The 13,126-nt window shown below is 35.0% G+C and carries 13 protein-coding genes; 3 read left to right on the forward strand and 10 right to left on the reverse strand.

Annotated elements, in window-relative coordinates:
- Positions 1–552: 552 nt before the first annotated feature.
- Positions 553–1,470 (reverse strand): M23 family metallopeptidase, encoded by a 918-nt coding sequence (locus F6K15_RS19005; protein WP_293063234.1) that lies wholly within the window; start codon positions 1,468–1,470, stop codon positions 553–555.
- A gap of 649 nt (positions 1,471–2,119) precedes the next feature.
- On the reverse strand, positions 2,120–2,941 hold the full coding sequence (locus F6K15_RS19010) for a bifunctional 2-polyprenyl-6-hydroxyphenol methylase/3-demethylubiquinol 3-O-methyltransferase UbiG (protein ID WP_293063236.1): 822 nt from the start codon (positions 2,939–2,941) through the stop codon (positions 2,120–2,122).
- A gap of 120 nt (positions 2,942–3,061) precedes the next feature.
- Between F6K15_RS19010 and F6K15_RS19015 the strand changes: the two genes are divergently transcribed.
- Positions 3,062–3,889 carry a phosphorylase gene (locus tag F6K15_RS19015; protein WP_293063238.1) on the forward strand — a complete coding sequence of 276 codons (828 nt, stop codon included), beginning with the start codon at positions 3,062–3,064 and terminating at the stop codon, positions 3,887–3,889.
- On the opposite strand, the gene F6K15_RS19020 is transcribed toward F6K15_RS19015, so the two are convergent.
- The 8 genes from F6K15_RS19020 to F6K15_RS19055 form a co-directional block, all read right to left on the reverse strand.
- Positions 3,879–4,439 carry a Crp/Fnr family transcriptional regulator gene (locus tag F6K15_RS19020; RefSeq protein ID WP_293063240.1) on the reverse strand — a complete coding sequence of 187 codons (561 nt, stop codon included), beginning with the start codon at positions 4,437–4,439 and terminating at the stop codon, positions 3,879–3,881. The genes F6K15_RS19015 and F6K15_RS19020 overlap by 11 nt on opposite strands.
- 2 nt (positions 4,440–4,441) lie before the next feature.
- Positions 4,442–4,588, reverse strand: a complete 147-nt coding sequence (locus tag F6K15_RS19025) for a hypothetical protein (RefSeq protein ID WP_293063242.1) — start codon at positions 4,586–4,588, stop codon at positions 4,442–4,444.
- A gap of 563 nt (positions 4,589–5,151) precedes the next feature.
- Entirely contained in the window at positions 5,152–5,475 is a 324-nt protein-coding gene (locus F6K15_RS19030) for a hypothetical protein (protein ID WP_293063244.1), read from the reverse strand.
- 319 nt (positions 5,476–5,794) lie between these two features.
- Entirely contained in the window at positions 5,795–6,544 is a 750-nt protein-coding gene (locus F6K15_RS19035; RefSeq protein ID WP_293063246.1) for an alpha/beta fold hydrolase, read from the reverse strand.
- A 544-nt stretch (positions 6,545–7,088) separates the two neighbouring features.
- Positions 7,089–7,601, reverse strand: coding sequence for a flavodoxin FldA (gene fldA / locus F6K15_RS19040; protein WP_293063248.1), 513 nt, complete (start codon positions 7,599–7,601; stop codon positions 7,089–7,091).
- A gap of 81 nt (positions 7,602–7,682) precedes the next feature.
- Positions 7,683–7,871, reverse strand: coding sequence for a hypothetical protein (locus F6K15_RS19045; protein WP_293063250.1), 189 nt, complete (start codon positions 7,869–7,871; stop codon positions 7,683–7,685).
- Between the two features lie 1,501 nt (positions 7,872–9,372).
- Complete coding sequence (locus F6K15_RS19050) at positions 9,373–10,404, reverse strand: chlorophyll a/b binding light-harvesting protein (RefSeq protein ID WP_293063252.1); 1,032 nt, start codon at positions 10,402–10,404, stop codon at positions 9,373–9,375.
- A 1,183-nt stretch (positions 10,405–11,587) separates the two neighbouring features.
- Positions 11,588–12,448, reverse strand: coding sequence for a hypothetical protein (locus tag F6K15_RS19055; protein WP_293063254.1), 861 nt, complete (start codon positions 12,446–12,448; stop codon positions 11,588–11,590).
- 275 nt (positions 12,449–12,723) lie between these two features.
- On the opposite strand from F6K15_RS19055, the gene F6K15_RS38475 reads away from it, so the two are divergent.
- Together F6K15_RS38475 and F6K15_RS38480 are read left to right on the forward strand one after the other, a co-directional pair.
- Complete coding sequence (locus tag F6K15_RS38475; RefSeq protein WP_202219210.1) at positions 12,724–12,939, forward strand: ribbon-helix-helix domain-containing protein; 216 nt, start codon at positions 12,724–12,726, stop codon at positions 12,937–12,939.
- 5 nt (positions 12,940–12,944) lie between these two features.
- A complete protein-coding gene (locus F6K15_RS38480) occupies positions 12,945–13,100 on the forward strand; it encodes a hypothetical protein (protein ID WP_363268278.1) in 156 nt (51 codons plus the stop codon).
- The last annotated feature ends 26 nt before the right edge of the window (positions 13,101–13,126 follow it).

Below are 13,126 nucleotides of genomic sequence, written 5' to 3' on the forward strand. Positions count from 1 at the left end.
TCAACCTTATTCCTTCTCTCTTAGATAAGTAAAGCGTTCTTCTTTCTTAACTTCTGCTATATATTCCATAAATAACTAAATTCGATCAGTAAATATAGGGAGTTTAAATCATTTTGTACATAACCAGACCAGTGGAGGAGCGAAAATTACCTGAGTTCTGAATTTAGCTTTGAGAATCTGCTTCAGAATTATATTTTACTTTTTCCCAGATAATAGTAGCTAGGAAACATAACATCATTAAGTAAAGTGGTACGCCTATCATCATCTATACTCCTAATTTTTATTCTAGTTAGTGTGTTTTTTATTGTTTGGGAATAAATTATCAATTCATTTTTTAGAGGAAGTTTATTAAGCATTTCCTAAAAAAAATTAAAATACTCCTAATATTAATTATGACATAGTTTTATCTGATTGTCATCCGAATAGCCAAAATTGATATTTACTGAAGAGAAATTTATTGACACATATAAAAGCAAAATCTAGATATACGTAGTTGAAATCTCAGTTGTCTGTATTCATAAGTAATTAAATTTTATTAGCGATTATTTCTAGTCACTTAAACACTACTTCAATATAAGAATTAGGATTTTCGGCAACCCAACCAAAAGGAGAATTATATCTAATTTCAAAATGAAGATGAGCTTCTTCAAAATCAGGTTTTCCTGTCTGACCAACTGTACCTAAAAGTTCTGCCTGTGCAATTTTTTGACCAGTTTTAACATTGATAGAATCTAAATGGGCATAACGAGTTTGTTTGCCAGCAGCGTGATTAATTACTACTAAATTGCCATAATTACCTTGTTTGCCGGCAAATGCTACTATCCCTTCTCCTACAGAAAAAACTGATGTACCACTATTAGCAATTAAGTCTAAACCACTATGAAAAACTACTTGATTTTTAATCGGATGCAGTAACCAACCATAACCTAAAATCACCCTAGTTTCAAAAGGTAAAGGATAACCTTTTAATGAAGAAATTTGTGGGGGTGCTTTTTGCCCTGGAGACCAATTTACTCCTGGTAAAAAAACCACTTCTGGTGTCTGTTGTTCTGGTGTTTGTGGACAACCATTAACTTCATATAATGCGTCAGCACGGATATTATAATTTTCTGCAACATTTTTCCAAGTTGTGCCAGTAGGTACTTTCACGGCGATCCCATTATAGGGAGGAATAATTATCTCAGTACCCACGGTTGGCGGACTTTTCTGTAGCACTCGATTAAATGCTAACAGGGTAGGAGGAATTAGGTTGTATTTTTGAGCAATAGTTTCAATGGTTTCTCCAGTAGTAATGGTATGACGTTGGAGACGAGATAAAGCTGGTGGAGGACAAACTTCTTTTGCTTCTTCTGAAATGGAAGGAGTAGGAATTTTCATAGGTCGAGATTGAGCATTTGCCTGCATTAATAAAAGTGGATTGATTAATGACAATAATGTAGTTAAAAGGTAAAGGTAGGATTGAGAATTCATAAGCAATATAAGTTAAAAAATAGTTATACCAATTCACTTTGGAGATGTCACAAATAGTTTCAAATCTTAGATGTAAAATAATTTTTTGAAATTACTGTAATGTCAAAGTTTTGAGCCTGTAAAATCTTACTTTTGACTTTTGACTTTTGACTTTTGACTTCCGTGAAACGGTATTACCAGCTTGATAGTAGCGTTTTATTAGAGATTTTTCCGCTCGACAATTTTTGTCTGATGAAAAAACATTTGTGAGAAAAACATTTCCCTGTCTTGTGGTTCATCATCAACATTAAGTCCTAAAAAACTCGTTCCTTAATATAATCAGGACTTACGCATAAGGTACGAAAAATTAGGATTTGAGATTGCTTCCCTGTGGGTCGCAATGATGGAAATACGTTGTACTGCGTAAGTCCTAATAATATTCAATACTGAACTATCTATAGCGCTACTTCATTAATGGATAATTATTAATTATTAATTATTCAGTAAATATGGCGCGGACATTCCTCTATTCCCTGTTCCCTATTCTTTATTCCCTTACAACTAAAATTTATTGTCAAGCGCCAAAAGACTTAGTGCTATAAGATTTTTGTGCAATAACTCCTACTATTGTGCAGATATTCCTCTATTCCCTTACAACTAAAATTTATTGTCAAGCGCCAAAAGACTTAATGCTATAAGATTTTTGTGCAATAACTCCTACTATTGCGTGGTAAATTGCTTGTGTATTAGGGTCGTCTGCAAACAAACAATAGTTATCAACATCAGAGTAGCTTGCTTTACCAGTTGCAACATATTTTTCTGTAAGCTGCATTGCAGACATTTTCATCATTTTGGCTATTGCCGATCGCCCTGGAGAAATAGGAGCATCATTTTCTACAGATAACTTTTGCCAATCATACTTTTGCAATACCTCTGGTAACTTTGCTCCTAAAGCATAATCTGCTCCTCTATCTGCAAACATCTTTTCAATAGCAAGATTTACTTGCTTGACTGACTGACACATTTGACTATCTCCCGCAATAGCTTTAGCCGCAGAAAAATCTGGCTCTTCAATGACTAACCATCCACCGGGTTTGAGCAAATCTACCATTTTTGATAAGGCAAGTTGAAAATCTTGAATATGGATGAGAAGACAACGTGCATGAATTAAGTCAAAAGATTCACTTTCCAGTGCGAGATGGCAAAAGTCTGCTTCTAAAACTTCAATGTTAGATGATTGAATTTTTGCCAAAAAACGAGTATCTAGGTCAACTGCAACAACCTTTCCACTATCTCCAACAACTGTTGCGAGCCATTTAGCGATCGCTCCTGCTCCTGCTCCTACTTCCAGACATTGCCATTTTTCTGTAATTCCAGTTGTTAAAATTCGTTCACGAGTTTTTGGGTCAAAAATTTGTTCGATCGCCTGCAGTCTTTCTAATTCTTTGAGATTTTGAGTATTGCTAAAAATATAGTCTGTAGACCCTGACATCTATAAAAATACCCCCTTCTATCGCTGGCTAATTACTTATATTTCCAACAAAATATGAGGATATGCAAGTAAGATGTTCAAAAACTTAGAATTATTTAAAACTCTTACCTATAAATTGAAATGATTGATACCATTTTGGTTGTCCAAGGGCCAGAACTAAAATCTGTGAAGCGCGGTCTTACCCCTGAGTTATCTCAGCCTAAATTATTGTCTTTGCCCATAGGTGCTGCATCTGTTACTCGTTATTTGAGACAAGATTTTTCCTCCCATCAACCCTCTACAATATTGGTTATGGGATTGTGTGGTAGTTTATCTAGTCAATATCAACCTGGAGATGTGGTTATTTATCGAGACTGCGTTAAATATATTGAAGAGGGAAGAAGGAAGAAGGAAGAAGGAAGAAGTAACAGGGAAGAAGTAACAGGGAAGGAAGAGGGAAGAAGGAAGAAGTGGATGGGGACTCAAACTCCAACCAATTGTAAACACCATACAGACTACAGTGTATTAAACCCAAAATCAAAAGATTATTCTCAGTTACCCAGGCAAAAGTGCGATAGTGTTTTAACAGCTAAGTTGCAAGCACATTTAAAAGGAAAAGCTTCTTTAGTAACGGGTTTAACTAGCGATCGCTTCATCTACAAGGCAGGGGAAAAACAACTATTGGGAAAAAATACTGGTGCAGAAGTGGTAGATATGGAAGGTTTTGCCATTCTCAATTTCTTTGCTAACCTCTCTGTCTCCGTGGCGATGGTGAGAGTAGTCAGCGATGACTATTACCATGACCTTCCCAATATCTCTTCTGCTCTGACATCATCTGGAAGTTTGCAACCTTTAGCATTGGCGATCGCTATGTTTCGTCAACCACTGCCTGCTTTCCAACTTATTCGAGGTAGTATTCAAGGATTAAAAGTATTGCAGGAGGTGACAACTTGTCTTTTTACTGATTAAAAAGAATTAGGCAATTATTCTGAGACCACCCTATTTTCTGTTCCTTTTCAAATTGATTTAGTAGTCGTGTTACAGTAACGCGACTTGTACCAACAATTTCAGCTAATTCTTGATGAGTGAACCTCATATCCAATATTTGCCCGTCTGGCAGTTGATTACCAAATCTATCAGCTAACCATTTTAATAATCTCAACAGTCGCAATTTGATTTTTCTAGAATGAATAATTCTGAGTAACTCTTGAGTTTTTTGAATGTGAGAAAGCATTACTTCTTGAGTATAGAAATAACCCCTTGGTAAGATACTTGCTTCTACAATAGTTAAACATTCAACTTGATAAGGATAAGATGGAAATAGAGGTTGACCGACAATGTCTCCTTGACCCCAAAATCCTAAAGTAATCGTATTTTCTTCTTCATTTTTGGTAAGAGTTCGAACCACTCCAGAATCTATTCGCCATAATAATACGTCTGTTAATGGTATTAATTGGCGACGTTTAAATTGATGCTGCTTTAGTTTTTGGGGTTTAGTAATTACTGAATTTAAGCTCACAATTATTCTCCTATAAACTCAAGATTAGTGGGAAATTCAAAGAAAAAACTATCAACTTTAAATGCTGCTTTAACCTTTCTTCCCAAAGGTATTGTTACTTTCTCCTTTTCAAGTTTTAAAGCTTGTTTGGGATAAGTTATAACTCCCATCCCTCCTTTTTTTACGGTACTTAGGCAATTGAGGCTTATTGGTTAATTCTCCTTTTTTGTACTTTTGAGAAAGTTCTTTATATGACTTAAATGCTTCTGCTACTCTCCTAAGAGTTTGTTGTGCTGCTTGAGAATACAAAAACTGGTAATTCCTATTGGAATTTAGCTTTTTTTCTAAGTCGTATTTTGGGTGCATCTCAATTTTGAATAAAGCCAAAAAATTATCGCTTTTAGGCAACAGGCAACAGCTCCGAAAGGCAACAGGCAACAGGAAATATATAGGAAAAAAGTATTGTTGCAAATATGAGATGCACCCCGTATTTTCCTATGATATACCCCAATTTAAAATACCATTGTCTGGCTAAATAAATCCCGCAATTAATAAGCTTATTTGCTGTGATACATAAATATTCTAAAAACCGGAAATTCTCTGGAATTTTAATTAACTCTTGTTGGCATCCATACATCTTTATCACCTCCATATTATTATGATCACATTAAAGAATAAAAAATGACAACTTTTTAAAGCCATTAAAATCGCCCGTTCGTTTTTCATCCACCCTTTAAAAAGATGTGGCTTTTAAACTCTCGTCCTTTTTTCTTAAAATTGGTTTTGCTAGAGGATTATTTGGTTCATAGTCACTACAATTTAGAGCTGTTTCGGTAAGAGCATTGTAAGGATGTACAGTACATTTCAAACGATAATCTCCTGTAAAAAATGTACAGCGACTACAAGGAATTTGATGCAGTCGTTTAACATAACTCATTCCTTGCTGAAAGGTTAAATAACAATTCCGCAAACTTATAGTAATTAATGATAGAAGACCCATCATAAAAATGATATGACCTAGATTTTGGAGTAGATATTCTGGAATCAAATTAATCATAGTTTTAACTCTATTCTGAATTAATAATTTGGGAAAAATTACTAATTATATTTAGTCGTATATAGCAATTATCATACTTGCTGAGGTACACAATTCTAGGTTTTAGGCAACAGCTCCGAAAGGCAACAGCTCCGAAAGGCAAAAATAAAAAAGATAACTGTACTTCGCTAACCTGAGGAACGCTATAACTAGAAAAAAGTTGAAGAGATTGCTAACTATTTACTTACGGTTTTTTTCAAAAGAAATCAAACACTTATTTTTCAGAAAAATAAGCCAATAATTAGCAATAATAATTTGCTCTCTAGTTATTTGACTAATATCAAATTTTACTCGCTATTACTTCCTGATTTATCTCCGATAAAACCAGTGCATTATCCTGCCAAAATTCTATCAGTGGTTGTGCTACATCTAGAGGATAAAAATGATGGAAAAAATAACCACCTTCAGGACATTCCCAAATCCGGTCTTCAGGTTTTAAAAATGGTTGCCATCCTCCAATTAAATTAGGATCGATAATCGGATCGTCATTGCCACCACATACCATTAAAGGTACAGGAACTCCTCTAGGAACCATACTTTGGCGTTTTAACAATGAGTGAGGTGATGGAGATAAATCTAAATCTCTCTCCAATATCCTGATTAAATTTTGAGTATTTCTTTTATCTTGTTCACCAAATAAACTTTGCACCATATTAATCAAAATTACTTGGCGACTACAAGGTAAAAGATGGCGATGTACATAATAATGTGCTTGCCAATCAACTGTAGGATGAACGCCGACAGATAATAAAGTTAAAGACTTCACTCTTTCTGGGTATTTACGAGCATATATTAATCCTACTAATCCACTTGTGCTATGACCTATAAGATGAATAGGTTTATTCAAAGATTTGAGATAATCATGGAGTAAAGTAACAGCTACGTCTAGAGTACAAGGTTCATCAGCAGTTTGAAAATAATCCCATTCAGCAATTAATACTTTCCTTGATAGGTAATGAATCAATCGTCGGTCAAAAACTTGTAGACTAGGACTGGTATTTAACCACAATACGTCTGGAATCTTAGACATTGCTTTTCATTCTCCTAAGTTATCAAGATAATAATTAGTAAATAGTAGCTTTAAGTACAAAATAATTGTGCAGAAGCAAGAAGGTAATTTCAGGAGTAGGTGTTGAGAGTTTCATAGACTAAAGCTGGTGTCAGTAGTTAGGAGGAAAAATTAAGATAAATAATTAAATGAAATACTAAAATTTTACTACATATTCCTCTCTTAAAAGCAAGAATTGAGGATGTTTTCCATAGCATTTTTTTTCACATTTCATATTAATTAGTGGTGGGTATTAATTTCCTACTAGCTAATTAAATACCAGCAAATATATGATTTAACGTTGCTCTCAAATTTACTCCATAAATCTGCGAATTGTACAGAATTCAATTCAGAAATTATGACGGGCGTGACTTCTGAATTTTTTCTTAAGTTGAATTTGTTAAATTCTCTTTTTTCCTCTAGCTTTCTTCCTTCTGTCAAGCATTCATATATTAGAAAGTTAGGTAGATTTTCATCACTCAATACAGTTTCGTAAATCTCCCTTTACCCTCTAAATCAAATCAGACTAAATCCCAAAATCTGTTTTGAGTTGTGCTACCCATTTTTTGACGCGTTCTTCTGTAAGTTCAGCTTGATTATCTTCATCAAGAGCTAAACCTACAAATTTACCGTTTTTGACAGCTTTAGATTCAGTATGCTCATAGCCATCTGTTGACCAATATCCAACTGTTTTACCTCCCAAACTAGAGATTTTTTCTTCTAAAATACCCATAGCATCTTGAAAGTTGTCGGCATATCCTATTTGGTCGCCTGTGCCAAAATAGGCTACTTTTTTACCATTAAAATCAATATTATCTAGTTCATCAAAAAAACCTTCCCAATCACTTTGTAGTTCACCAATATTCCAGGTGGGACTAGCAATTATAATGTTTTGATAGCCATCAAAATCTTCGGTATTTACCTCATCCATATTATGGATAGTAATTACATCTTCTCCACCAAATTCTTCCTGAAGCATTTCTGCTGCTGATTCAGTTTTTCCTGTTGTACTACCGACAAAAAGACCAATCTTTGACATTTGTTTTCTCCTTGATAATCATTGATATTAATGGTAGTTAGATGTTACTAACTTTTAGCAGTTCAAGTTATTGAATTAGAATTAATCAATATCTAATTCATCACAATAACCAGACCAATCACTTTGTAATTTATCCATATTATTGTTAGCAACGGTAGTTTTATTTTGACCATTAGTTTTTCCTTCTAAATATTGAATCTGGTTTTTTTGATTACCATTTTTGTTGACTTTTCTGATTTTCCATGAAGCTAGTTTTCGTGAAGTTTGCATTTGTTTTGATCTCTTATATTTTATTTATGATTAGTAATTCATACTTTTAAGTAGCTAAATATCATTCAAATTACCATTGATTCTGATTGTTTATTTCTGATAATGATGGGATGAAATAACTTGACAAAACTATAATTATTATTGAACAGGTAACAAATAATAGAGGTATCGTCGTTTGCCTGTGGGTTAGTGGCTAAAAATAGCACAAAAAAAATAAATATACAGACCACTTATTCAGAGGTTAGGGAGTAGGGAGTAGGGAGCAGGAAGTAGGCAGTAGGAGAATGGTTTGACCACTGTAGTCTATCTATTTGAAAATCGCTATAAAGCAATATTTATTAAATTGTTGCGTATTCAAGCTGCATATTTTACTATCGGATAAAATTGCGATCGCTCTTGATATATCAGTATTTCATCCATAATAGCTCTTGAAAAATATGCAATTTTAGATACCTGAAAGCTTACTGTACTCAAAATTTTCCTCAAAAAAAGATGAGAAAATATCTCAATAAATTGCGAAAAATATTTGTCAGTCAAAGTCTTAATGTACAATATGTTTAATCCTCAGTATTGTAAGTAGAGACTTCACTCAAACTAATGAGAAATATTTCTATTAATATTAACTCACAACCTAAGTGAACTTGTCAAGCCTAAAAACAAAATTTTTCCACTTGATATCAAGAAAACTCAAAAGCACTTACTTCAGAAGGAAACAAGTAAGCTTGCAAGGAAAAAAGCAGTGTTCATCACTCAAACAGCGAATATGATGTTTGCTGATAACTACCGACTGCCGACTACTGACTATAAAACCTACATTCTGCACGACAAAACGTAGTATAGAGCCAGTCCTCAGTCCTCAGTCCTCAGGAGACAGAAGACAGAATTTTAGAAGAAAATCATAGCTGCCGTGATTGAGTAATCATCAAAGCAAGTATTTATGCTTAATTAGGGTTTGCTGATTAACTATCAAAGCATTGACAGATAAAGATTTTATCCTTCTGAGATTCCCAAGGGGTGCGCTTATTTTAGTCTAAAACGTTCAAAAAGTTAGCATTTTAGGCAAATCAGGCACAGAAAAATTGAGGGACAAAACGCCTGCTCCTACCTCCTGTAAATTCCCCGTTCCTCCAGTATAGCTGTCTTCCCCTCCTGGAAGGGGCCCGCGGTTGGGTTGTCTCCTGTCTCCTACCTCTACTAAAAAACTTCTATAAGCAAACCCTAATTATTTACTCGGAATTTGATCAACGAAAAAAGTAATTGAGATGGTTTGCATAGTATAAATACCTACTAAGGTACTGACTTATATACTACTTTTAATGATACGCTCTTGAAGTTCCGAATGTGGGATAAAACTATAGCGCTACGCAAATATGGCGCAGACATTCCTCTATTCCCTGAAACACTTTGATGACAACTGATAACTGAATGACAGGAGCCAGATCCTCAGACCTAAGTAAAAGAATATCCTGCTTCCTGGCTCCTGAGTTTTAGGCGTTAGTTGTTAAGACTCAGTAACACCATTCAAAGCATTTTCAACACGCTTAAAGTCAAAACCCATAGCTCGCAGAGCGTGCCAGAGATGGCCTTGAAGGAAGAAGAAAGCTAAGAAGAAATGGGCATTAGCTAACCAACAACGAGCAGTATGAGCACCTAAAGGCAACTCCACAGTATCAGCAAAATAGGGAGTAATCCCAAGCTTAATATCCAGAGCTGGGCCATAAAACTCTACAGGATAAGCTAAAGTATTAACGGCACAGAAATAAGCCGCAACAAATCCTGCTAAAGCTATTCCACCTAGAGAATAGGAAAGAATTGCTTCGCCAGAAAAGATTAAAACCCGTTTTGCCCAAGGAAGTGGCTCTTTGATAATGTGCCAAATGCCACCTGAGACTAGTAGAATTCCCACATAAACGTGACCTCCAACTAAATCTTCTAAGTTATCAACACTGGCAAAATGAGTTTGATATCCATATATTACGAATGGATCGAGAGTGGGATTAGTTACTAAATGTACAGTTTGAGTTGCTGCATCATAAAGCCCACCAAAATACATAGCTTTGGCTACTAATAATAGAGCGCCAAATCCTAAAAAAAGTAGGTGATGACCTAAGATTATTCCTAGCTGTTTTGGGTTATCCCATTCAAAGTGAAATTTCTTAGCTCCACCTGTTGCATCCTTTAAGTTTTCTGGAGATTTAAAGGTATGAAAAAGTGCTCCTGCACCCAATACTGCTGATGAAATTAGATGTACAACACCGATGACAAAATAGGGATAAGTATCTACAACTTCTCCACCGTTTCCGATGCCTAAACCTAAAGTTGCTAGGTGTGGCAGTAAAATTAAACCCTGTTCTCCCATAGGTAAACTAGGGGAATATCGAGAAATTTCAAACAGAGTAAATGCTCCTGCCCAAAAGGTAATTAAAGCTGCTTGACCTGCGTGAGCAGCAATGAATAAACCAGATAGTTTAGCGAAGCGAGCATTACCAGCCCACCAGTCGTATTTAACCTCTGAATTATCGTAAGTTTGCATGGTTTTTTTCTTGGATTAGAGTCCGAGCAGCAATAATTTATGACAACAATTACTACTTTTTTTTATACAGCAATTAATGTTTGCTGATATAATTATATATTATATACATTAAAAATAAAAACAGTATGATTAATTACTTTTTTTTTAATTGATTGAATTTCAGAGTATTTTGAAAAATATCAAGATAATTTTGTTCAATGAATTTTACAAGTAATAATGCTTGAGCATTTCTAATCAAAATAGCTATAAAGAGATGATTATCTACTAAATATGCAGATTTAACTGCGGATAGAGCAGATATTAAGTAGTAATAATTATCTATTTTTAACAGATAAAATTGGTTGACAATTTATCAGAAAGTTACACCATTTTTGGTTGAACTTTCTTTCATAAAGTCAACAACTATGGCAGCATGAAATTTGAGACTGCCATAGCATAAATTCTAATTTTGTGTCGGCTAAGTCACTAATTTGAGCAGATGGCAGTATGTAGAAATGCGATCGCTCATCTGAGTACTCAGCTCTATTCTGTATTCCTGAAATGGGTAGAAGGTTCTAATTGTGATATCATATTCCTAATCAAAATACATAGCTTTGGCCACTAATTACAGTGGTCATTTTTTTTGCTTCTGGACTAGAGTAAGTTTAAATACTTTTTTCAGATGTCCAGATTTAGAGTTATGGCCTTTTACCTCTTGTTTCAGAGGATATTACATACTTATTGCAACTAATATTCAATAAAATTCTGGATTTGTCAAGAGTTTTTTGATATTTTTTATCATTAATTTTTTTCCTTAACAGAGTGAAATCTTAAGAATGCCTAAAATTAAGGAAATAAAACTCTTTGATTTTGCTGCTACAAATGGTTGATACAAAACTAATCTGAAATTAACCACCTAAAAGTATTGACAAAACTTGTCATTAACTTCATAATATTAATTACATTGCTTATGGTGTTCTTCTCTCTGGTAGGACAACGGAGTCCCTCAGTCATACTGAAAATGTTTACAGTTTGGCTGGAAAGCAATTAGGGACTCTTTTTATTTGCCACGATCCACAACTACGGAAATCAAAACTCAAAAGTCAAAAGTTAGATTTTATCGGCTCAAACGTATATTTGGATTCAGTTCTGCCTTCGTTCTAGTATTTAACCGGACATGATATGAGCTTTTTCTCAAGTCGCTCTAAGTCGGAGGTCGCCTTATTGAGCTTTCACCTTCTTGTATTGAGGAAATGTCTGAGGTTGTGTTGCTTTCTTTATACTCTTCAAAATGTTGATCTACAAGTTGTTGTAAGTCGCTTTCCCATTCAACTAAGGATGCTTGGTTTACTTGTGTTTCGTTAGTTAATGGAGGTTCCGGTTCCGGCTCTGTCTGGGTCTCTGGTTCCGAGCTTTCGTCTAAATAATTTCCGATAATTTCTTCTAATAATTTTTCAGGCTTGACTCCCTGTTGTTTGGCCTGAGCTTTTAATTTGTCCCAAACGTCTCTGGGTAGTTTTGCTGTGGCAAGGAGGGGTGTAGTTTCCCCGATAATAGTAGTTTCAATATAAGTTGCTGTAATAGGTTTAGATTCTTGCTTTGCTTTACCCAAAACCTCTTGCCAACAGCTCACTGTCTCGTCAACTTCCTCACTGACTCGTCCCGCAGAACTGGCTAATTTTTGGGCTTGAGATACGTTATCTGGCAATTCGGTAAATCCTTCCAGCATCAATGACCAAGATATTTGAGCAGCTTTAATGACTCGTTTGACGTAATAGACCGATTTTTTCAAGCCTTTTACGCAATACTCTTTGAAGGTTTTAAATCCTAAATCTTTATACAATTTATAAATCTGAAAAGCCCTCAAAGCCATACCTTCTTTGATATAGGCATATCTATCGGCCAGCATATCTATTTCCAGAGAAGCGATCGCCTCATCGCCTTCTTTCCAGGTGTTGTCCCAAAATAAATCGCAAAATTTATCTAGATATCCATCTGCCCAATTGGGAAGTTGTGGGTCATTGAAAGGAGTCTCGAATTTGTGGTCATATAAATTTCCAATCATAAAAAAGTAAGAAAAAGTTAGGTTACTTAGAAAGGGGTGAAGTTAGCAGCATTATTGCCTCACCCGGAAAGATATCCATTAGATAGTCACTGAGAAATTTAAAGGCTATGTCAGTTAAGTACTAAGTCTTAACTGTTTGAACTGCTCCGTTGGGCATCACCTCCTAAAAATTTTTAAGCGCTTTTTACTTAAATAAGTATAGATAAGCGCTTATAATATTGTCAAGTAATTGAGTAAAATATTTTTAAGCGCTTACAATGGACAAAAAAAAATAGATGGGAAGAAAGATCAAGTACGAGCAAAAGAAACAACAATTGAATCTAACAGTTACTCCAGAGACAAAGGAATTATTGGCAGAAATAGCGGATGCTCTGAACATCAGTCGGAGCGAGTTGATAGAAAAATGGGCGAGGGGCTGGCACCAGATGCAGTCAGTGGGCTTATTGGGGGAATTTTTGACCTGTTTCGAGAAATTGTCCGCGACGCATTAAATTATATGTATGCCCATAATGGGCGTTTAAAGCAACGGGGCGACGAAAGCGATGTCTCTATTGCTAGCTTCTTAGATAAAGCAGCAGCTTTAGAAAGAGAAATGGCTAAAGTCTTGGAACAGGTTGAGCAACCACCAAAAAACGAAAAATTAGAAGAATAAAGAGTCAAAGGAGCCGATCGCAGCAA

Origin of the sequence: Okeania sp. SIO2B3 (genome assembly GCF_010672525.1) — a bacterium.
Taxonomy (GTDB): Bacteria; Cyanobacteriota; Cyanobacteriia; order Cyanobacteriales; family Microcoleaceae; genus Okeania.

Bases quoted from the DNA above. Each gene is read 5' to 3' on its own strand.
- F6K15_RS19050 (WP_293063252.1), bottom strand. From the start codon at position 10,404: ATGCAAACTTACGATAATTCAGAGGTTAAATACGACTGGTGGGCTGGT.
- F6K15_RS19045 (WP_293063250.1), bottom strand. From the start codon at position 7,871: ATGCAAACTTCACGAAAACTAGCTTCATGGAAAATCAGAAAAGTCAAC.
- F6K15_RS19025 (WP_293063242.1), bottom strand. From the start codon at position 4,588: ATGGGAGTTATAACTTATCCCAAACAAGCTTTAAAACTTGAAAAGGAG.
- F6K15_RS38480 (WP_363268278.1), top strand. From the start codon at position 12,945: ATGTATGCCCATAATGGGCGTTTAAAGCAACGGGGCGACGAAAGCGAT.
- fldA (WP_293063248.1), bottom strand. From the start codon at position 7,601: ATGTCAAAGATTGGTCTTTTTGTCGGTAGTACAACAGGAAAAACTGAA.
- F6K15_RS19030 (WP_293063244.1), bottom strand. From the start codon at position 5,475: ATGATTAATTTGATTCCAGAATATCTACTCCAAAATCTAGGTCATATC.
- F6K15_RS19035 (WP_293063246.1), bottom strand. From the start codon at position 6,544: ATGTCTAAGATTCCAGACGTATTGTGGTTAAATACCAGTCCTAGTCTA.
- F6K15_RS38475 (WP_202219210.1), top strand. From the start codon at position 12,724: ATGGGAAGAAAGATCAAGTACGAGCAAAAGAAACAACAATTGAATCTA.
- F6K15_RS19005 (WP_293063234.1), bottom strand. From the start codon at position 1,470: ATGAATTCTCAATCCTACCTTTACCTTTTAACTACATTATTGTCATTA.
- F6K15_RS19015 (WP_293063238.1), top strand. From the start codon at position 3,062: ATGATTGATACCATTTTGGTTGTCCAAGGGCCAGAACTAAAATCTGTG.
- F6K15_RS19055 (WP_293063254.1), bottom strand. From the start codon at position 12,448: ATGATTGGAAATTTATATGACCACAAATTCGAGACTCCTTTCAATGAC.
- F6K15_RS19010 (WP_293063236.1), bottom strand. From the start codon at position 2,941: ATGTCAGGGTCTACAGACTATATTTTTAGCAATACTCAAAATCTCAAA.